The following is a 20,960-nucleotide window of genomic DNA, read 5'->3' on the forward strand; positions in this document are numbered from 1 at the left end:
TTTATCTCTAAAGTTTTGCAATCTTGAAGGTTAATTTTAAAATACACAGGGTTAAAAAAGCAGATTCAAACAGCAAACGATAAAAATAAGGAATTTTCTTAGAAAACTGAATGATATAATCTTATTCTAAAATCAATACATTGATAGCAATCATACTTAAGTTATTGCTATTTTTTACTTTCACCACTTCTTTTCTACTAGAATAAAGTTTTAATCGTCGAGATGGTCATTAGTGGAATATTCTGAGCAACGTCAAGGTAAAGAACGGGCAATATTGGTCAGTGTATCTGTACAGCTTTTAGATGACCTTGATGCTGAGGAATTTCGTTTATTGGCTCAATCTGCTGGCGCTGAAATTTTGGAACATATTACCGCTCAACGCATTAAACCAGACCCTAAATTGTTTATCGGTTCGGGCAAAGCAGAAGAAATTGCTGAATTAGCCAAAATGATTGAAGCCGATTTGGTCATTTTTGATCATGCCTTAAGCCCATCTCAAGAACGTAATTTAGAACGAGTCATGCAATGTCGAGTGATTGATCGTACTCGTCTCATTTTAGATATTTTTGCACAACGTGCGCGTACACATGAAGGCAAACTTCAAGTCGAATTGGCACAATTAGATTATTTATCTTCACGACTGGTCGGTGGTGGCATTCATTTAGACAGCCAAAAAGGCGGAATTGGATTACGCGGACCAGGTGAAACACAATTAGAAACAGATCGTCGCCTACTTCGTTTACGTATTGGACAGCTCAAAGACAAACTAGAAAAAGTACGTCAAACGCGGATTCAAGGACGTGCAGCGCGTCAAAAAGCCGCTATTCCGACGGTCTCTTTAGTCGGTTATACCAATGCGGGTAAATCTACTTTATTTAATATTTTGGCTCATTCTGAGGTATACGCCGCTGATCAACTCTTTGCCACACTCGACCCCACGCTACGTCGTTTAAATTGGGATGGAATTGGGGCTTTAGTGCTTGCCGATACGGTGGGTTTTGTCCGTAATCTTGCACATGCCTTGGTTGAATCTTTTAAAGCCACTCTAGAAGAAACATTAGAAGCCACTTTATTGCTCCATGTTATTGATTCAAGCAGTCCAGATATGTTGGAACAGATTGAAGCGGTGGAAAAGGTTTTAAAAGAAATTGGCGTCAATGTGCCCGTCTTACGTGTCTATAACAAAATCGATTTGAGCAATGAAGATGCTAAAATTGTTTATGCCAAACCACATTTACCCGATCGTGTCTATGTGTCAGCACATTCCCAACAAGGTTTAGGACTATTACGTCAAGCGGTACAAGAATGCTTGATGGGACAGTTACAAAGTTTTGAATTGGTACTAAAACCAGAATATGGAAAATTGCGCACTCAATTATATGCACTCAATGTCATTCAAACTGAAAATCATGATGAAGCGGGTAATTTGCATTTACACATTATAATTGCTCCGCAAAAGCTTGAGCAGTTGATCAAACAGTCACATTTACCGATTGATGAAATTTTAGGTTCCAAAGCGCTTCAATTTAAAAAACCTCTTGAAGAATTTGAAATCAAAAAGTAAATCAGTTAAAACATGATAAGTATCATTTAAAATTTGAAGCACATGAACTGGATAAAAAGAATCGACTGGACTGCATGGATTGGCACTCTTGTTTTGATCATCTGTTTTCGCGAGGGAGCAGTTTGGTTAATGACACAATTAAAGCATCCTGAATTGGGCAATTTAGTCGGTTTAATTGCGCTATTAATCACCTTATTTATCTGGCGGAACGTACATAAATTACCCGCACGTCTAATTGATACCAACAATAAAATCATGAAAGAAAGTGCATTTGCTTTTTTACCAGTGAGTGCAGGTTCACTGATTATGTTGGTTCACATGGGCAAAGAAATTCCAGCTTTTCTTGCAGTAATGTGTATTAGCACACTTATTCCATTATGGATTTACGCAAAAATGGCCAAGCGCTGGTTATAGGAGAAAGTTAATGTTAGCAGTGCTTTACGCTTTTATATTGACTCTTGCAGCCTATCTAATGGCCAAACCCATGAATAAAAAACTACCACAAATTCCAGTAATTGTATTTGGGATGTTTTTTATTATTGGCTTACTTTTTATATTTGGTTTGCCTTATGAATCTTATCTTATCCAAATCAATCCTTTATTTAACCATTTATTAGGCTATGTCACTGTTGCCTTGGCAATTCCACTTGCAGCAATGCGTTATGACGATCTACCACTCAAAGCGATCGTTGGAATTTTAGTTTTTGCCAGTATCAGCGCTGTTGCTTTACCGATGGGATTGGCTTATTTACTCCATCTATCCGATGCCAGTATTATGGCTTTTGCTACACGTGCAGTAACTACACCGATTGCGATTAATATCGCAACTTTATTACATGCACCTTTAACGCTCGTTATTTTGATTGTCATTTTATCGGGCGTGATTGGTGCAGCATTTTCTCCATTTATTCTACGTCACATTCATGATGAACGCGCCTCTGGACTTGCACTCGGTCTAGCTGCACATGCCATTGGCACAGCTCAAGCATGGCAACGTGGCAGTGTAGCAGGACGTTATGCAGCATTTGGAATGGCAGTAAATGCAGTATTTACGGCAATATGGCTGCCAACCTTCATACTTTATTTGCAAAAAATGTGACTGAAAGAATATAAATAAAGGATTGTCTCGTATAAATAATAGCCTTAAGATACAAGATGCTTCATAAAGTTATTCGAAAAGGAATCGATTAATGGGAAAAGTTAAATTTTTAACAGTATTGCTTTTTTCTACGTTAAGTAGCATTGCTTTTGCTGAAGATATTACAGGGACTTGGAAAAATATTGATGACAAGACGGGTTCGTCTAAAGCTATCCTTGAAATTCGCCAAGAAGCAGATCAATCTTACACAGCGAAGATCATTAAAGTAACGCCTCGCCCAGGATATACCCCTAAAGAAATTTGTATTAAATGTCCCGCTCCATATACCAATAAACCTATTTTAGGCATGGATGTGCTAAAAGGTTTAAAGCATGCTGAAGGATCTAACTATAATAAAGGTAAAATTATTGATCCTCTCACAGGTAATATTTACAGTATGAAAGCTAAATTGAGTAACAACGGAAAGCGTCTTACGCTCCGAGGTTACGTCGGTGTTTCTGCACTTGGACGCAGTCAAACATGGATTCGAAACGACTAATTCTTTTCTGATTCTCTAATCATCTGATGGATTTGATAGCAACGTCTGATATGGCAAAGTATCAGACGTTTTTATTTCGTTCAATTTTACTTTATTAAATGTTTAAGTTTTTCACAGTAGAAGATCCCTATTATTCTTGGCAGAATTGATAAAAATAAACTATTAAAACAGGCTGATTTTTAATTATTTTACTTGACTATTTCACATAGAATAATACTATCGTAACAGCAATAACCAAATGGCTGTTTACACATCAAAGGAATTGATATGAAAAAGAATAAAGGGCTTGTGTTCTTCGCGAGTATTTTTTTTAGCGTAAATCTATGGGCACAAGATATATCTGGAACTTGGCAACAAATTGATGATAAAACAGGCTCACCTAAAGCAATTATTGAAATTCGCAAAGAAGCCAATAATACCTTTACAGGAAAAATTACTAAAGTTACACCTCGTGTAGGCTATACCCCACGTGAAATATGTAATAAATGTCCAGCGCCTTACACCAATCAACCCATTTTAGGGATGGAAATATTGAAAGGTTTGAAACATGTAGAAGGCACCAAAAACTATGAAAAAGGGCGTATTATTGATCCATTATCGGGTAAAATTTATGATGCAAAAATGAAACTTAATGCATCAGACAAACGTTTAACCATGAGAGCCTACGTGGGTGTTTCAGCCTTAGGTCGTAGCCAAACTTGGATTCGTTTGGATTAAAACCGAGTCAAACCCATATAAAAAATCACACTGCATTTTTTATATGGGTTTTATAGATATTTAAAGTGGTTGAGGATTTTCTACTCTAAAAATCTCTTGATCTTCTAAACGATAAGCCACCAAATGATTACCCCAAACACAACCCCCATCAACATTCTGAATCTGCGAGTTAATGGTTTCAGCCTGCAATGCAGCCCAGTGTCCAAAAAATAATTGATGCGTTTTCGTAGCCTTTGACTCAAACTCAAACCAGGGTTTGAAACCTTTTGGCATAGGATCATCCAGTGCATCTTTAAAACTAAATTCGAGTCGCCCTGTCATGTCAGTTAAACGCATACGGGTCAAATAGTTGGTAATACAACGTAATCGAGCATTACCTTCTAAATCATCTAACCACAAGGTTGGCTCTTTACCATACATATCGGCCAAGAAAGCATCCACTACAGCAAAGTCATCGTGTCCGATCACCGCTTCAATCTCTTTTGCCAAAGCAGCTGTTTGCTCTGCAGACCAAATACAAGGAATACCTGCATGCGTCAGAATGGTCTGTTGATTGGGGAAAAGACACAAGGGCTGTTTACGTAACCAATCAATTAATTCATCACTATCAATCGCATCAATCACATCACGAGTATTGTCTTTTTCCTTCAGCTCTTTTAAACCTCGGGCACAGGCTAAAAGTGTCAGATCATGATTCCCCAATACAGTTGCAGCAGCATTCCTTTCAACCAGTTTTTTAATAAAACGTAGCGCACCAACAGAATTCTCACCACGTGCAACCAAATCACCTGCAAACCAAATAAAATCTTGTTCAGGGTCAAATTGAATGCGTTTCAAAAGTGCTTTCAAAGCTTCAAAACAGCCTTGTACATCACCAATCACGTAGTTATAGCGAATATTGGAACGCGTCACTTTAAGCCACCATTTGATCAGACAATGCAACAAATTGAGCCATGGTTAATGTTTCAGGACGTGCCATTGGATCAATCCCCGTCTTTTCGAATCCATCCTCTGCTAACATTCCTTTCAAACTATTACGCAAGGTTTTACGACGCTGAGTAAAAACATGTGAAACCAAACGCGCCAAAGCTTTTTCATTTTTGGCCACAATCGGTTTGATCGCATAGGGCTCTAATCGAAATACAGCTGAAGTTACCTTAGGGGGCGGATTAAAAGAACCCGGTGGAACTTCAAATAAAAATGTCGGTTTGCAGTAATATTGAATCATGACTGACAAACGCCCATATTCTTTGGTATTTGGGGAAGCTGTAATACGATCAACCACTTCTTTTTGCAACATAAAGTGCATATCTTTAACTTTGTCGCCAAATTCTAAAAGATGAAAAAGTAATGGTGTTGAAATGTTATAAGGCAAATTACCGACTACACGTAATGGTCGATCTTCTTTAAATAATTCAGAATAATCATACTTCAAAGCATCTGCTTCAATAATCGTCAGTCGTTCAGGATGAGGAACACGACCGGGTAACCCAGCTGCCAAATCTCGATCTAGCTCAATCACAGTTAAAGCATCACACTCCCCAATAAGTGGTGAGGTTAAGGCTGCTAAACCGGGTCCAATTTCGAGAATATTTTCCCCAGGACGTGGATTGACCGAACGTACAATTTTAGCAATCACACGTTGGTCATGTAAAAAGTTTTGACCAAATCGTTTACGAGCCTGATGCCCTTCTTGTTTTGGGTTTAAGGCATTAATTTGATACATAAAAACATTTCCAACGTGACGTAATCATTTAAAACCTTCACTAAAAATTAGTGACTGGCTAAATCTAGGGCTAAATCGACAGCAACATGTAAGCTTGAACTTTTTGCCAGTCCAGTACCTGCTAGTGAAAGCGCTGTACCATGATCAACTGAAGTTCGAATAAGAGGTAAGCCTAAAGTAATATTAATGGCTTCACCAAAGCCTTGTGATTTTAACACAGGTAAGCCCTGATCGTGATACATTGCCAGAACCGCATCGGCATCTTTTAAATTTTCTGGGGTAAATAAGGTATCGGCAGGCAGACTCAGACTCATGTTCACACCTTGAGCACGATAACTTTCCAGCACAGGATTAATTATCTCAATTTCTTCCATACCTAAATAGCCTCCCTCACCTGCGTGTGGATTTAAACCACAAACAAGAATATGTGGATGCTCTATCTTAAATTTGGTTTTTAAATCATGAATTAGAATATCGATCACTTGATGTAGACGTTGTTTGGTAATTGCCTGAGGAACATCTCTTAAGGCCAAATGTGTCGTTGCCAAAGCCACACGTAAGTTTTTGGTGGCCAGCATCATGACGACCCGTTTAACATCTGCAAACTCTTGGTAATACTCCGTATGTCCACTGAAGTGGATACCCGCATCATTAATCACTGATTTTTGTACAGGGGCAGTCGCCACACCCACACTTTTACCTAACATGGCATATTCGGCAGAACGACGTAGTTGTTCCAATACATAAGCTGAATTCTGCGTATCCAATTCACCCAGTACAACTGCTGCTTTTAAAGGAACATGTTCTACATAAAGTTGACCAGATGCAGCAGCGTCACACTGTCCTTGATATTCAATTAATTTTACTTTTTGATTTAAAATATCAGCACGTTGCTTTAATAAGTTGATATCAGCCAATACCACAATTGGACGCTCATCATGACGCTCTGCCAAAGTTAGACAAATATCCGGACCTATACCCGCAGGTTCGCCGCTGGTGACATATAAAGGAAGCATGCTTTATCCAAGTGAACTCAGTGTAGGTTGATTATACTCTGATTCATAAATATAAGGATTCAAGGTCGGATCAAACAAAACAATTAGCATAATCTGATATGAAAGCTCACACTGAAATATTTAAAATAAAATCAATTTATGCTTCGCGAAACATTCGATATTTAAAATATTCTTCAGACTCTACATTAATTTTTTTATTTCAAAATATCCTTATATCGAGTAGCTAAAATACTTCGTAAAAAAAGGCCTACAACAGTTTTGATCTTATTTTGAAATCACTTCACCGACTGTCGCTTTTATTTATCAGAATCCTTTCATTTTGCATCTTGTTCTTTTAAAATACAGCGCTTGAAATTCTATATTTTCATTGTGGTTCTACTGACTTTCAGGTAGAATTCCGTCTCCTTTTGTTTGGACAGATTCCATAGTCCAAACCAACTATAATAGGTAGTGGTTTAATGAAAACTCTCAGCGCTAAGCCTGCTGAAGTTCAACATGACTGGTATGTTGTTGATGCTTCTGGCAAAACTTTAGGTCGCCTTGCGACTGAAATCGCTCGTCGTTTACGCGGTAAGCATAAAACTTCTTATACTCCGCACGTTGATACTGGTGATTACATCGTTGTTATCAATGCTGAAGAAATTACTGTAACAGGTAAAAAAGCTCAGGATAAGAAATACTATCGCCATACTGGTTTCCCTGGTGGTATCCGTGAGACTAACTTTGAAAAGTTAATCGCTCACAAACCTGAATCAGTTTTAGAAAAAGCTGTAAAAGGTATGTTACCAAAAGGTCCTCTTGGTTATGCAATGATCAAAAAAATGAAAGTGTACGCTGGTTCTGAGCACCCTCATACTGCTCAACAGCCACAAGTTTTGGACATCTAAGGGATAACAGCACATGGCTACTAATTATGGTACAGGTCGCCGTAAGACCGCAACTGCACGTGTTTTCTTGTCAGCTGGTACAGGCAAACTCGTAATCAACAACCGTACTCTTGAACAATATTTTGGTCGTGAAACTGCTCGTATGGTAGTTCGTCAACCTTTAGAGCTTCTTGAAGTTACTGAAAAGTTTGACCTTTACATCACTGTTGCTGGTGGTGGTATTGGTGGTCAAGCTGGCGCTATCCGTCACGGTATTACTCGTGCTTTGATCGCTTCTGACGAAACTTTAAAACCTGCTCTTCGTCAAGCTGGTTTCGTTACTCGTGATGCTCGTGAAGTTGAACGTAAGAAACTTGGTTTACGTAAAGCGCGTAAACGTCCTCAGTTCTCTAAACGTTAATTCGTTTACCGAATCGGACAAAAAGCCTTGGTATATCCAAGGCTTTTTTATGTTTTGAATATTGATCTGAAATACAACCAAAATTTAGACAACACTCAGATAAAACCCAATTATCACACAGCAAAATTCCACCATCTTACTCGGCTATATTCAAAAAATATTGATGGACTTAACTGAATCAATACCAATCCATGCCGAAGAAGCCTATTTCTCTTGTCAGTTATCGTGATTTTCAGAGTGAATTTTAGTATCCTAGTCTATTGATTTTAATTTGCTTGGGATTATGTCCATCGAAACCGCTCCGCTTCAAGGAATTACACTTTATAGCCATGCTGATGACTTTCGCTCACACTGGATTCGTTATGTTCTTGCGGAAAAGCAAATTAAATATCACCTTATTATTGTGGATGAAGATGATGAAGATCTCGCCAGTTTAAATCCCTATAATCATGTTCCGATGCTCATAGAAAATGAACTTAAATTATTCAATAGTAGTATTATTTCTGAATATTTAGATGATCGTTATCGACAAAATAAGCTATATGCTGATGCACCCATGTCGCGCTCGGAACAACGTCAATATATTTGGCGATTTGAACAAGATTGGCTCAAATTAGCAGATATCATGCTGCGCCATCCTGATAGCTTGACTCAAAAAGAAAAATTAGATGCGCAAAAGCAATTACGAGATATTTTGATTTCACTTACGCCTTTGTTTCAACATTTTCCATATTTTATGTCGGAAAATTTTACAATTTTAGATTGTATGTTAGCGCCTATTTTCTTACGCTTAAATGCAATGGGCGTTGAACTTCCTAAACAGCATTGCCGTCCTATTTTATTATATTGCCAACGCATATTTGCTCGTCCTGCTTTTATAAAATCGATGACCATGCAGGAAAAAAATAAATATCGCGAAATTTTAGTTAATCAATAGAGTATATTTCAATGTCTGAACAGGAATTAAATCTCACTCCGACCCGTCCGTATTTAGCGCGTGCAATCTATGAATGGATTTGTGACAACAACCTCACCCCTCATTTGCTTGTAGATGCGACTCAACCGAATAGCCTGCTTCCTGAACAATATATTCAAGATGGTCAGATTGTTTTAAATATAGCGCCACATGCAGTACACCAATTTAATATGAGCAATGAAACAATCACTTTCTCAGCACGATTTGGTGGTGTTTCACGCGACATCTATGTTCCTTTTAATGCGGTTATTGGGATTTATGCACGTGAAAATGGCCAAGGCTTATTTTTTGATCCAAATGAGTATAGTGATATTCAAACATCAGAAAATCCATTAGAACCGTCAGTGACTTCTGAAGACACCAAACAAGCGAAGAAAAAACCGAGCTTACGATTATTAGATTAAAATAAAAAAAGGAGTAAATGATTCATGGCTTTTGACTTAGTACAATATTTCGCCGAGCAAATTAACAATCAAAAACCACAGCTTTTAACGCAATATGCCAAACAAGAAAAGAAAGAATATTTATCAGAAATTAATGCTTTAGTGTTAGGTAAATTAATTACACTTTGGCGCTCTGATGAAAAAAAAATGTATCAAGAAATTTGCTCACCTGATGATCTTTTTTCTCAAGAAGTGGCGCGCCACCTTATTACTTTTGAAAAGAATCAATCTGGTTTAGCCAAACAAGATTTAGAAGATACTGTCGCAGAAGTGCTAAAATTACAATTAGTGGAACTTAAACAGTTGAACGATATTGGAAACTTGCAAATTTCAGGGCTGCGAGAATTACTTCTTGGGCAAATCGAGCACCTTTCAGGTCAAGCATCTGATTGGGTTTGGTCAACAAATGATTTAGTAGAATTAAAAGGTTCTAAACCTATTGTTCAAGAAGAAATATCATTAGATACAACCATGAAGGAATTTAATCAAATGGTCAGTCAGCAACATACACCAACAAATGAAGATATACTTAGCTATTCAGAATCAACAATTAACGCAGTTCCAACTTGGTCAAAAATTTTAGAACCTTTGGTTGCTGTAGTCGTACTCTGCATTTTATATTCGGCAGTAACTCAAATCTTTGTTTAATCCTTAAAATACAACTTAAGCACTGACTATTTAATGCTCTCTCTTAATACTGTTACATACCATTAACTTATGTAACAGTATTTTAAATTATGTAGCTTTATGATTTTTTTTGCAATATTTACATTTACTTACATTTAATTAGATTACCCAATAAATATCTTATTGTGACTAAAAATAGAATAGAAACTCAATATAAGCACATAAAAGTGTAAACTCCATCACAACCTTAATGACCAAAAATATCATTACTCATAATTTCAATCTGGGCAAGATTTGACCAAAAAATAAATTCCGTTGATAAATTTTTTACACTTCTATAATCAAATTAGCTTGTTAACCAATCATTTAAGCAGGCAAAAAACGTATAACAATCATAGAGAGAAAATAATTATGGCTAAAGTATCACTTGATTCATTAACAAGTATCGACGGTTTCCACGCAGCTGCATTAGTTGATGGCGAAAGTGGATTAGCACTTGCAACACAAGGGGGCGGTGATATTGACCTAGAATTAGCTGCTGCAGGCAATACAGAAGTGGTACGTTCAAAACGACGTGTGGCAAAAGCTTTAAACCTAAATGATAGCATCGAAGATATTTTAATTACACTGGGTAAGCAATATCACTTGATTCGCCCACTTGAGAAAAATGAAAATGTTTTTCTTTATTTAGTGCTTGATCGCAATAAAGCCAATTTAGCGATGGCGCGCCATGAATTAAAAGGCTATGAGAAAGGTCTAGACTTTTCTTAAGCCCTATTAAAGCCTTTTATATTTGAATATAAAGGGCTTTAATTTATTAAATGTCCTTATAAACCCAATAATCAACTAGGGATGATATGAATAAAAAAAGCTTCAATATTGCAATCGTCGGATTAAGTATCCATCATTCTGAAGAATTAAAACTCCAGTTACGACACCTAATTTCACACGATTATATGATCAAATGGATGACCGCTTCAGATCAAAATATTGACTGTCTTTTTATTCATGAGCATTTTTATGAAACTGAAGGTATCCAACGCCTAATTAGAAAAAATCACTTTCCATGGCTAAAAGTCTCTAAATCCTTAAAAAGCCAATTTCAAATTGAAAATGACACATTATTTTTACCCATAACTGAACAATCAGTATTATATGATTGGATTAAGCATCATTTAATGAATCGTACTCAAGAAAATTATCGATTAGAAGAACCATCAAGCACACCTCTAGCATTATTAAATAAGAAGTTTTTTCTGAATTTGAATGACATAGAAAATCACTCAAAATTGCATTTACAAGATGAAATGGGAACCTTAGCTGTTATACAGCCCATTCAAAATATTGCTTGGATCAATCCAGAAAGAGCAACGAATAGCACAAACCAAAGTTTTCAATATGATCTAGCCAATATATCTGATCTTACAAAAGTCTCGCGTAAATCTCATTTTATACTTCAGGATTGGCTCTGGAATTTATTCTGGAATTCACCGGAAGTACTTTACAATTTAACTCCTGATGATGGTCATTACAAAATTTATTCATGGCCTAAACCGACAGATCAATTTAATAGAAAAGTTATTTTTCAGTTATCCGCTTGCTTTATACAAGGTGGTAAAATTTCTAAAATAGCAGAGCAATTACAACTTCCTCAAAATACAGTACGCCACTTTGTCGCAACCAATATCGCAACCAATAATATTGAAAAAATAAATGTTTGGGACAAACATTACAGCCCACCCTCACAAGAAATTCGATCAGAAGAAAAAATGCGATCAAAAGTTTTTTGGGTAAATTACGTCAAAAATTTGGATTTTAAGGGGATATTGGATGATTCTACAACAACATAAAATCGTTTTTGCAGGCTCTATGGGAGCTGGTAAAACAGAAGCTATTCGTTCACTCTCAGATATACCTGTCTTACTTACTGAAGCCTTTAATACCGACCAACAAAGCCATAATAAAATGGAAACAACAATCGGTATAGATTATGGCGAAGTCATGCTTGAAGATGGGATTAAAATTGGCTTATACGGCACTCCAGGACAAAGTCGTTTTGACTTTATTTGGTCGGTTATCTGCAAAGGTGCCATTGGCGCAATTATTTTAATTGATCATACCGTTGCCAATCCACTCGCCGAACTTGAAACTTATATTGAAACCTTTCAGAACTATACAGATAATATTGCAATTGGTATTACGCATACTGATGTAGAAAATACAAATTCAACTTTAATTTATAAGGATTGGCTGATTAGCCAAGATTTATATTCCCCACTTTTTTTTATTGATGCACGAAAAAAAGAAGACTCTCTCCTTTTGCTTGAAGCCTTAATCACATCTATAGAAGTTAATCATCAAATAACCACTTAAAGGAGCCAACATGTTTGCACTTCAAAATAATAGAGAGGCATCAGCAGAATTAATAGAATTTTCAAAATCAAAAATTCAAGAAGTTATAAATAACGTGACAGGCATAAATTTTATTATGCTCTGCTCAACTGATGGCTTTGAACTTGCGACGATTCATAAAAAAGATCATTATAACAATGGAAAATTAGCGGCTGTAAGCTGTTCAATCCTCGCTATGGTCTCTGCTTTTATGCAAGAAATTCACTTGACTGGATGCCAGTCCATTACTTTAGATGCAGAAAATGGTAAAGCAATATTAACGTCTATCCCGTCTAAAAGTCACCCTATGATTATTATTGCTTTAGCTGAGAAAAATGTACTTTTAGGACAATTACTTTACATGTTAAAACATGCAAGTAACTCAATACAAAAAGAATCGATGTAACACTCACTATGTTTCTTACAAAGTATTTGAGAGTAGTTTGATTCAAATCTTAGGCTACAGTGAGAATTTTGATTTTTGAAATCATTAAGAGTTTACTTTTCACTTTTTAAATTATGTATAGAAAAACCCCCCTCAGTCTTAAGACTGAGGGGGGGTTAGAATAATGAGCTGGCGATGACTTACTCTCACATGGGTAACCCCACACTACCATCAGCGCGAAGAGGTTTCACTTCTGAGTTCGGGAAGGGATCAGGTGGTTCACTCTTGCTATTGTCGCCAGCACAACTGTTTATGGACTTGTTCGGGTCTTATTTACGGGATTTATTTCGTAAGCCTTACTTTGTACCAAAAGAGTTATTAACAGACATTAAATTTGAGTTGAGATTTTAGTTTGTAGCGTTAACTAAATCAAGGGTATATTGCTTGGTTTTGAATCACTTAGATGATGCAATACAACTGTTTGGGTGTTGTATAGTCAAGCCTCACGAGCAATTAGTATTGGTCAGCTTCACATATCACTATGCTTCCACATCCAACCTATCAACGTCGTAGTCTTCAACGGCTCTTTAGGTGACATAAAGTCACAGGGAAATCTAATCTTGAGGTAGGCTTCCCGCTTAGATGCTTTCAGCGGTTATCCCTTCCGAACATAGCTACCCGGCGATGCAACTGGCGTTACAACCGGTACACCAGAGGTTCGTCCACTCTGGTCCTCTCGTACTAGGAGCAGATCCTCTCAAATTTCCAACGCCCACGGTAGATAGGGACCGAACTGTCTCACGACGTTCTAAACCCAGCTCGCGTACCTCTTTAAATGGCGAACAGCCATACCCTTGGGACCTGCTTCAGCCCCAGGATGAGATGAGCCGACATCGAGGTGCCAAACACCGCCGTCGATATGAACTCTTGGGCGGTATCAGCCTGTTATCCCCAGAGTACCTTTTATCCGTTGAGCGATGGCCCTTCCATACAGAACCACCGGATCACTAAGACCTACTTTCGTACCTGCTCGACTTGTGGGTCTCGCAGTTAAGCGCGCTTTTGCCTTTATACTCTACGCGTGATTTCCGACCACGCTGAGCGCACCTTCGTACTCCTCCGTTACTCTTTAGGAGGAGACCGCCCCAGTCAAACTACCCACCAGACATGGTCCTCGCTCCAGATTATGGAGCAGAGTTAGAACCTCAATATTACCAGGGTGGTATTTCAAGATTGGCTCCACCGAAACTAGCGTCTCGGTTTCAAAGCCTCCCACCTATCCTACACAAGTAAGATCAAAGTTCAATGTCAAGCTGCAGTAAAGGTTCACGGGGTCTTTCCGTCTAGCCGCGGGTACACCGCATCTTCACGGCGAATTCGATTTCACTGAGTCTCTGCTGGAGACAGCGCCCCCATCATTATGCCATTCGTGCAGGTCGGAACTTACCCGACAAGGAATTTCGCTACCTTAGGACCGTTATAGTTACGGCCGCCGTTTACTGGGGCTTCGATCAAGAGCTTCGCTTACGCTAACCCCATCAATTAACCTTCCAGCACCGGGCAGGCATCACACCCTATACGTCCACTTTCGTGTTTGCAGAGTGCTATGTTTTTAATAAACAGTTGCAGGGGCCTGGTTTCTGTGGCTGTCAACCGCTCAGGGAGTAAATCCCATCACCGTCGACAGCGTACCTTCTCCCGAAGTTACGGTACCATTTTGCCTAGTTCCTTCAGCAGAGTTCTCTCAAGCGCTTTGGTCTACTCGACCTGACCACCTGTGTCGGTTTCGGGTACGATTCCTGTGTAACTGAAGCTTAGAGACTTTTCCTGGAAGCATGGTATCAGCCACTTCACTGTACAAGTACAGCTTGCTATCAGTTCTCAGCATAGAGCACCCCGGATTTGCCTAAGATGCATGCCTACAACCTTTCACCTGGACAACCAACGCCAGGCTGACTTAACCTTCTCCGTCCTCTCATCGCATTACACAGAAGTATTGGAATATTAACCAATTTCCCATCGACTACGCCTCTCGGCCTCGCCTTAGGGGTCGACTCACCCAGCCCCGATTAACGTTGGACTGGAACCCTTGGTCTTTCAGCGTGCGAGTTTTTCACTCGCATTGTCGTTACTCACGTCAGCATTCGCACTTCTGATACCTCCAGCAGACTTCTCAATCCACCTTCATCGGCTTACAGAACGCTCCCCTACCACTTGCAATAAATTGCAAATCCGCAGCTTCGGCATATAGTTTTAGCCCCGTTACATCTTCCGCGCAGGCCGACTCGACTAGTGAGCTATTACGCTTTCTTTAAAGGGTGGCTGCTTCTAAGCCAACCTCCTAGCTGTCTATGCCTTCCCACATCGTTTCCCACTTAACTATAATTTTGGGGCCTTAGCTGGCGGTCTGGATTGTTTTCCTCTTGACTACGGACGTTAGCACCCGCAGTCTGTCTCCCGGATAGTACTCATTGGTATTCGGAGTTTGCATCGGTTTGGTAAGTCGGGATGACCCCCTAGCCGAAACAGTGCTCTACCCCCAATGGTATTCGTCCGAGGCGCTACCTAAATAGCTTTCGGGGAGAACCAGCTATCACCGAGTTTGATTAGCCTTTCACCCCTATCCACAAGTCATCCCCCGGCTTTTCAACGACGGTGGGTTCGGTCCTCCAGTTAGTGTTACCCAACCTTCAACCTGCTCATGGATAGATCACCCGGTTTCGGGTCTACACCCAGCAACTAAACGCCCTATTAAGACTCGATTTCTCTACGGCTCCCCTATGCGGTTAACCTTGCTACTGAATGTAAGTCGCTGACCCATTATACAAAAGGTACGCAGTCACCGAACAAGTCGGCTCCCACTGCTTGTATGCATGCGGTTTCAGGATCTATTTCACTCCCCTCACAGGGGTTCTTTTCGCCTTTCCCTCACGGTACTGGTTCACTATCGGTCAGTCAGGAGTATTTAGCCTTGGAGGATGGTCCCCCCATATTCAGACAAGGTTTCACGTGCCCCGCCCTACTCGTCATCATTATCTAAGCCCTTTCGTGTACAGGACTATCACCCACTACGGTTGCACTTCCCAGAGCATTCCACTAAAACTTAGATAACTTAATGGGCTGATCCCCGTTCGCTCGCCGCTACTAAGGGAATCTCAATTGATTTCTTTTCCTAAGGGTACTGAGATGTTTCACTTCCCCTCGTTCGCCTTGCATGACTATGTATTCATCATGCAATACCTACCTTATGGTAAGTGGGTTTCCCCATTCAGAAATCTCCGGATCACAGGATATTTGCCGCCTCCCCGGAGCTTATCGCAGGCTATTACGTCTTTCATCGCCTCTGACTGCCAAGGCATCCACCACATGCACTTAATTACTTGACTATACAACCCCAAACAGTCGTTAACACCCTACAAGTGATGTAACAACAGAGTCAGCCTTACGACCTTCTCATACAGTTTGTGGTCTGTAGATTTAACTACAGTACAGCTTCAATCTAAATTCATCTACCAAAACGCTTGATTCAGTTAATTTCGCTAGTTCTCAGTTCTTCTTCGTCATTGAAATGAAATACTTGCGTATTACAGTCAATGCTGAATTAGTTCTGAGTTCAAACAATTATTTCAACTCAAATTCTCAATCTGTTAATGATTAACTACGTCTTCGTCAGACCGTAGGTAACTGTGATAAATCACAGAACTTAATAAATTAAAAAATCATTTAATCATGATCTTATTTATTAAATTCTATAATCTAACTTCTTAGCTTATATATTGAAGAACAATATATGGTGGAGACTAACGGAGTCGAACCGTTGACCTCCTGCGTGCAAAGCAGGCGCTCTACCAACTAAGCTAAGTCCCCAGCTTATCACTTATTAGCTTTATGTATCTCTCGTTTGTAACTCAACTCCAAGACTCTCATCTCTTCATTATTTCAGTTAGTAGACTTGGTGGGTCTGACAAGACTTGAACTTGTGACCCCACGCTTATCAAGCGTGTGCTCTAACCAACTGAGCTACAGACCCATCGATACATCATGAAGAACAACTTGTTGTGGATTCTTACCAATCGTCAATCTTTCGTTAAGGAGGTGATCCAGCCGCAGGTTCCCCTACGGCTACCTTGTTACGACTTCACCCCAGTCATCGGCCACACCGTGGTAAGCGTCCTCCTTGCGGTTAGACTACCTACTTCTGGTGCAACAAACTCCCATGGTGTGACGGGCGGTGTGTACAAGGCCCGGGAACGTATTCACCGCGGCATTCTGATCCGCGATTACTAGCGATTCCGACTTCATGGAGTCGAGTTGCAGACTCCAATCCGGACTACGATCGGCTTTTTGAGATTAGCATCCTATCGCTAGGTAGCAACCCTTTGTACCGACCATTGTAGCACGTGTGTAGCCCTGGTCGTAAGGGCCATGATGACTTGACGTCGTCCCCGCCTTCCTCCAGTTTGTCACTGGCAGTATCCTTAAAGTTCCCGGCTTAACCCGCTGGCAAATAAGGAAAAGGGTTGCGCTCGTTGCGGGACTTAACCCAACATCTCACGACACGAGCTGACGACAGCCATGCAGCACCTGTATGTAAGCTCCCGAAGGCACCAATCCATCTCTGGAAAGTTCTTACTATGTCAAGACCAGGTAAGGTTCTTCGCGTTGCATCGAATTAAACCACATGCTCCACCGCTTGTGCGGGCCCCCGTCAATTCATTTGAGTTTTAGTCTTGCGACCGTACTCCCCAGGCGGTCTACTTATCGCGTTAGCTGCGCCACTAAAGTCTCAAAGACCCCAACGGCTAGTAGACATCGTTTACGGCATGGACTACCAGGGTATCTAATCCTGTTTGCTCCCCATGCTTTCGTACCTCAGTGTCAGTATTAGGCCAGATGGCTGCCTTCGCCATCGGTATTCCTCCAGATCTCTACGCATTTCACCGCTACACCTGGAATTCTACCATCCTCTCCCATACTCTAGCCAACCAGTATCGAATGCAATTCCCAAGTTAAGCTCGGGGATTTCACATTTGACTTAATTGGCCACCTACGCACGCTTTACGCCCAGTAAATCCGATTAACGCTCGCACCCTCTGTATTACCGCGGCTGCTGGCACAGAGTTAGCCGGTGCTTATTCTGCGAGTAACGTCCACTATCCCTAGGTATTAACTAGAGTAGCCTCCTCCTCGCTTAAAGTGCTTTACAACCAAAAGGCCTTCTTCACACACGCGGCATGGCTGGATCAGGGTTCCCCCCATTGTCCAATATTCCCCACTGCTGCCTCCCGTAGGAGTCTGGGCCGTGTCTCAGTCCCAGTGTGGCGGATCATCCTCTCAGACCCGCTACAGATCGTCGCCTTGGTAGGCCTTTACCCCACCAACTAGCTAATCCGACTTAGGCTCATCTATTAGCGCAAGGTCACAAGTGATCCCCTGCTTTCTCCCGTAGGACGTATGCGGTATTAGCATTCCTTTCGAAATGTTGTCCCCCACTAATAGGCAGATTCCTAAGTATTACTCACCCGTCCGCCGCTAAGTTAAGTAGCAAGCTACTTTTACCCGCTCGACTTGCATGTGTTAAGCCTGCCGCCAGCGTTCAATCTGAGCCATGATCAAACTCTTCAGTTTAATATTGCTTAGTACCTATAGGGCACCAATCTTGGCTCATCAATTTTCTGACAAATATTTCTCAAATAAACTTCGAGTAATTTCTACCATTAATCAATGAAAATAATTTCGATCAATCAATCAGTAAAAATCCACACAAGTTGTTCTTCATAAGCTCTTAATGATCTTCTTGCTGATTCGTCACCAGCAAGCTAGGTCGGCTATATTACTCTTTATTCTTAAAGAGTCAACTGGTTTTATTGATTATTTTTAAACTTCTTTAAGATCCTTAGATTTAACCCTTTAAGCTAAATCCTTGTTTCTCAACAAGTTTTAATCAACATCACCGCCGATGGATGTGCATTCTACAGCATTTTAATCACTACACAACCCCTTTTTTAACGCTTAATGATTGTTTGAGTGATTTTTAGACATTTTATCTTTTTTTCATACACATTTTGATCAAATTTGTTTTAATACTCAGCGGCAAAGACCTGTTAATATATTTTTATTCATATTTTTAGCTTTAAACACTGGCTTATATAAAGCTCTAGGATTTTTTATGCATTCTTCTCATTATGTTTGGGCTAGCCTTTTATCTTTGGGGTTAATTTCTCCTGGGTTTGCAAATGATTCAGTTGAGGGTGATAAATCTTCTATTTCATCTATCCCAGCAACATCTTCAACACAACAGTCTCAATCCCAGCAGTTGCCTCATTTAAAAGCAGCTTTACAAGAATTAAAAAATGTAAAAGCTCAAGATTTGAAAGTAAATGCCAGTGCGAACCAACCAGAAAGCGAAAAAGATCCATTACAACCGCTCAACAGACAGATTTATGCTTTTAATGATGTTTTAGATCGCAATATTGCACGCCCTTTAGCTGTTCAATACAAGGAAAAAGTACCTTCTGATGTTCGTGATTCGTATCATCAGTTTCGTAAAAATTTAGGTGAACCATGGAATGCGGTCAATCAACTGATTCAAGGTCGGCCACTTCGTGCAGCAGAGTCTTTGGGGCGTTTTACTGTTAATACTTTAACGACCCTAGGTTTAGCAGATCCTGCACAGCATCTAGGCTTAAATACTGAAGATGAAAATTTCGGTACAACCTTGGGTTATTACGGCGTTCCTTCAGGCCCTTATGTGGTTTTGCCCATTTTCGGCCCAAGCACTTTTCGTGATACTGTAGGATTAGCAGCAGATAGTCAGGCACGTTTGCAGAAATATTTATTTGAAGATAATGATGGTCTTTATTGGACAGAACAAACTTTACGTGGCTTAGATGCACGATCACAAATTTTAGAGGTCGAAGATGTTTTACAAGGCGATAAATATGCCGCTATTCGCGATATTTACTTGCAACGTAAAAACTTCTCCATTGCAGAAAAAAAAGGACTAGAATCTGAAAATATGTTTATTGATGATGAATTCGATGAGCTTGATAATGGCACAGAACAAAATGACATCGAGAACAATGCTCCATAAGTCTTAATGTTTAATACGCATTTACGTTTTATTTTATTAAAAAGTGATGAATAGAATCTGCCCGACTCATCACCAATTTTTTTACATGCGTTAACACTCTCAGGATCACACAATTTTTATATGTATTTCATTCAACCGACTCGCAATATTCCTTATTTAGATCAGGTAATACGTACGCTTCCTAGTGTACAAATGATTCACATAGATGATATTGATTTGTATGATCCTACTATTATTGCGATTGCAGATGTACAGGATTATGTTACTCACCAATGGTCACTGCCGACGATTGTACTTGCCTTTGAAAATGAAGGTGCTGCTTTAGCTCAAGCTTGGCAGATGGGGGCATTGGCAGGTTGGGTATGGAACAAATTACCATCTGATCCTGAAAGTGCATTACTCAAAATTGATGCTCAATATAAACGTAATCAAGATAGTCGCGATCTTCCGTCGGCTGCTTATTTGCAAAAGTGTTTACTGCCTAATCCAATCGAATTAATGAACTATAAGGTAGAAACACTGTTTCAACCTTCTGCTTATTTGTCAGGTGATTGGTATGATTACTGGAAAATCAGTGATAAAGAGATCATGTTTTATCTGGCTGATGTCTCTGGACATGGCGTCACCAGTAGTTTATTGACTTCGTGGATGGCAGCATTTCATGGGCGCTCAAAAACACCGCGTGAATTAATTAAAAAATTGAATGGTATGTTGGTCCAAGAAAATATTGAAAAGCATATTACGATGATTGCTGGCGTTTTAAATCTAGAAACCCATCAATTACGTTGGTCAAGTGCTGGTCACTATCCTCCTGCCATTATTTTTGAACCAAATCATCCCCCTAAAATTCTAAATACCAGCAGCTTTCCATTAGGACTGACCGAAGATCTTGAGGTCGAAGAATATGAGTGTGTACTCAAACGCCATGCTCGTTTTATTATTTGTTCAGATGGAGCGCTTGAACCTTTTGATGGCGGCTTGAATGAACAATTTGAAAAACTGGTCTTCCATTTGCAAAATCAATCTTTTCAAGCCCCTGAACATGTTGCAGATGACATTGCGATCTTAAGTTTATGCCGAATGAATTAACCATATAAT

19 protein-coding genes, 2 tRNA genes and 3 rRNA genes are annotated in these 20,960 nt (G+C 39.7%); 16 read left to right on the forward strand and 8 right to left on the reverse strand.

Features of this window, described 5'->3' with window-relative positions; translation table 11 throughout:
- Window positions 1-232: 232 nt before the first annotated feature.
- The 5 genes from hflX to H0S58_RS10770 all read left to right on the forward strand — a co-directional run bounded on the left by hflX (window position 233) and on the right by H0S58_RS10770 (window position 3,918).
- Entirely contained in the window at window positions 233-1,564 is a 1,332-nt protein-coding gene (gene hflX, locus H0S58_RS10750; protein ID WP_195726516.1) for a ribosome rescue GTPase HflX, read from the forward strand.
- A 42-nt stretch (window positions 1,565-1,606) separates the two neighbouring features.
- On the forward strand, window positions 1,607-1,978 hold the full coding sequence (locus H0S58_RS10755) for a hypothetical protein (protein WP_195726517.1): 372 nt from the start codon (window positions 1,607-1,609) through the stop codon (window positions 1,976-1,978).
- Between the two features lie 10 nt (window positions 1,979-1,988).
- On the forward strand, window positions 1,989-2,663 hold the full coding sequence (locus H0S58_RS10760) for an LrgB family protein (RefSeq protein ID WP_053579676.1): 675 nt from the start codon (window positions 1,989-1,991) through the stop codon (window positions 2,661-2,663).
- A 91-nt stretch (window positions 2,664-2,754) separates the two neighbouring features.
- The gene (locus tag H0S58_RS10765) at window positions 2,755-3,201 is read left to right on the forward strand and encodes a DUF2147 domain-containing protein (protein ID WP_053579675.1); all 447 of its coding nucleotides are present in this window, start codon (window positions 2,755-2,757) and stop codon (window positions 3,199-3,201) included.
- A 267-nt stretch (window positions 3,202-3,468) separates the two neighbouring features.
- Window positions 3,469-3,918 (forward strand): DUF2147 domain-containing protein, encoded by a 450-nt coding sequence (locus tag H0S58_RS10770; protein ID WP_195726518.1) that lies wholly within the window; start codon window positions 3,469-3,471, stop codon window positions 3,916-3,918.
- Between the two features lie 60 nt (window positions 3,919-3,978).
- Here H0S58_RS10770 and H0S58_RS10775 read toward each other — a convergent pair whose 3' ends face one another.
- The 3 genes from H0S58_RS10775 to pdxA are packed head-to-tail and all read right to left on the reverse strand — an operon-like array spanning window position 3,979 to window position 6,660.
- The gene (locus H0S58_RS10775) at window positions 3,979-4,830 is read right to left on the reverse strand and encodes a symmetrical bis(5'-nucleosyl)-tetraphosphatase (RefSeq protein WP_195726519.1); all 852 of its coding nucleotides are present in this window, start codon (window positions 4,828-4,830) and stop codon (window positions 3,979-3,981) included.
- A gap of 1 nt (window position 4,831) precedes the next feature.
- Window positions 4,832-5,644 (reverse strand): 16S rRNA (adenine(1518)-N(6)/adenine(1519)-N(6))-dimethyltransferase RsmA, encoded by an 813-nt coding sequence (gene rsmA / locus H0S58_RS10780; RefSeq protein ID WP_053579672.1) that lies wholly within the window; start codon window positions 5,642-5,644, stop codon window positions 4,832-4,834.
- Between the two features lie 47 nt (window positions 5,645-5,691).
- On the reverse strand, window positions 5,692-6,660 hold the full coding sequence (pdxA, locus tag H0S58_RS10785; protein WP_195726520.1) for a 4-hydroxythreonine-4-phosphate dehydrogenase PdxA: 969 nt from the start codon (window positions 6,658-6,660) through the stop codon (window positions 5,692-5,694).
- A gap of 458 nt (window positions 6,661-7,118) precedes the next feature.
- Between pdxA and rplM the strand changes: the two genes are divergently transcribed.
- The 9 genes from rplM (at window position 7,119) to H0S58_RS10830 (ending at window position 12,790) form a co-directional block, all read left to right on the forward strand.
- Window positions 7,119-7,547 carry a 50S ribosomal protein L13 gene (rplM, locus tag H0S58_RS10790; protein WP_053579670.1) on the forward strand — a complete coding sequence of 143 codons (429 nt, stop codon included), beginning with the start codon at window positions 7,119-7,121 and terminating at the stop codon, window positions 7,545-7,547.
- 13 nt (window positions 7,548-7,560) lie between these two features.
- Complete coding sequence (gene rpsI, locus H0S58_RS10795; RefSeq protein ID WP_004647927.1) at window positions 7,561-7,947, forward strand: 30S ribosomal protein S9; 387 nt, start codon at window positions 7,561-7,563, stop codon at window positions 7,945-7,947.
- Window positions 7,948-8,230: 283 nt separating this feature from the next.
- A complete protein-coding gene (locus H0S58_RS10800) occupies window positions 8,231-8,884 on the forward strand; it encodes a glutathione S-transferase N-terminal domain-containing protein (protein ID WP_053579669.1) in 654 nt (217 codons plus the stop codon).
- A gap of 11 nt (window positions 8,885-8,895) precedes the next feature.
- Window positions 8,896-9,327, forward strand: a complete 432-nt coding sequence (locus H0S58_RS10805; RefSeq protein ID WP_053579668.1) for a ClpXP protease specificity-enhancing factor — start codon at window positions 8,896-8,898, stop codon at window positions 9,325-9,327.
- Between the two features lie 24 nt (window positions 9,328-9,351).
- A complete protein-coding gene (locus H0S58_RS10810) occupies window positions 9,352-10,014 on the forward strand; it encodes a hypothetical protein (protein ID WP_195726521.1) in 663 nt (220 codons plus the stop codon).
- Window positions 10,015-10,404: 390 nt separating this feature from the next.
- Window positions 10,405-10,764, forward strand: coding sequence for a roadblock/LC7 domain-containing protein (locus H0S58_RS10815; protein ID WP_053579666.1), 360 nt, complete (start codon window positions 10,405-10,407; stop codon window positions 10,762-10,764).
- A 197-nt stretch (window positions 10,765-10,961) separates the two neighbouring features.
- On the forward strand, window positions 10,962-11,843 hold the full coding sequence (locus tag H0S58_RS10820) for a hypothetical protein (RefSeq protein ID WP_227592240.1): 882 nt from the start codon (window positions 10,962-10,964) through the stop codon (window positions 11,841-11,843).
- Window positions 11,824-12,366, forward strand: coding sequence for a GTP-binding protein (locus H0S58_RS10825; RefSeq protein ID WP_195726522.1), 543 nt, complete (start codon window positions 11,824-11,826; stop codon window positions 12,364-12,366). The genes H0S58_RS10820 and H0S58_RS10825 overlap by 20 nt, the downstream gene beginning before the upstream one ends.
- Before the next feature lie 10 nt (window positions 12,367-12,376).
- Window positions 12,377-12,790, forward strand: a complete 414-nt coding sequence (locus H0S58_RS10830; protein WP_195726523.1) for a roadblock/LC7 domain-containing protein — start codon at window positions 12,377-12,379, stop codon at window positions 12,788-12,790.
- Between the two features lie 166 nt (window positions 12,791-12,956).
- On the opposite strand, the gene rrf is transcribed toward H0S58_RS10830, so the two are convergent.
- The 5 genes from rrf to H0S58_RS10855 form a co-directional block, all read right to left on the reverse strand.
- Window positions 12,957-13,071, reverse strand: a 5S ribosomal RNA gene (gene rrf, locus H0S58_RS10835).
- 190 nt (window positions 13,072-13,261) lie between these two features.
- Window positions 13,262-16,155, reverse strand: a 23S ribosomal RNA gene (locus tag H0S58_RS10840).
- Window positions 16,156-16,560: 405 nt separating this feature from the next.
- Window positions 16,561-16,636 (reverse strand) — tRNA-Ala (locus tag H0S58_RS10845).
- Between the two features lie 86 nt (window positions 16,637-16,722).
- Window positions 16,723-16,799 (reverse strand) — tRNA-Ile (locus tag H0S58_RS10850).
- 58 nt (window positions 16,800-16,857) lie between these two features.
- Window positions 16,858-18,397 (reverse strand): 16S ribosomal RNA (locus H0S58_RS10855).
- Together the 16S, 23S and 5S rRNA genes with 2 tRNA genes alongside form the textbook arrangement of a ribosomal RNA operon.
- Window positions 18,398-18,938: 541 nt before the next feature.
- On the opposite strand from H0S58_RS10855, the gene H0S58_RS10860 reads away from it, so the two are divergent.
- The gene (locus tag H0S58_RS10860) at window positions 18,939-19,862 is read left to right on the forward strand and encodes a VacJ family lipoprotein (RefSeq protein ID WP_053578679.1); all 924 of its coding nucleotides are present in this window, start codon (window positions 18,939-18,941) and stop codon (window positions 19,860-19,862) included.
- A 120-nt stretch (window positions 19,863-19,982) separates the two neighbouring features.
- On the forward strand, window positions 19,983-20,951 hold the full coding sequence (gigA, locus tag H0S58_RS10865) for an RsbU family protein phosphatase GigA (protein ID WP_053578680.1): 969 nt from the start codon (window positions 19,983-19,985) through the stop codon (window positions 20,949-20,951).
- The last annotated feature ends 9 nt before the right edge of the window (window positions 20,952-20,960 follow it).

Origin of the sequence: Acinetobacter sp. TTH0-4 (assembly GCF_015602665.1) — a bacterium.
In the GTDB taxonomy this organism is placed as follows: Bacteria; Pseudomonadota; Gammaproteobacteria; order Pseudomonadales; family Moraxellaceae; genus Acinetobacter; species Acinetobacter albensis.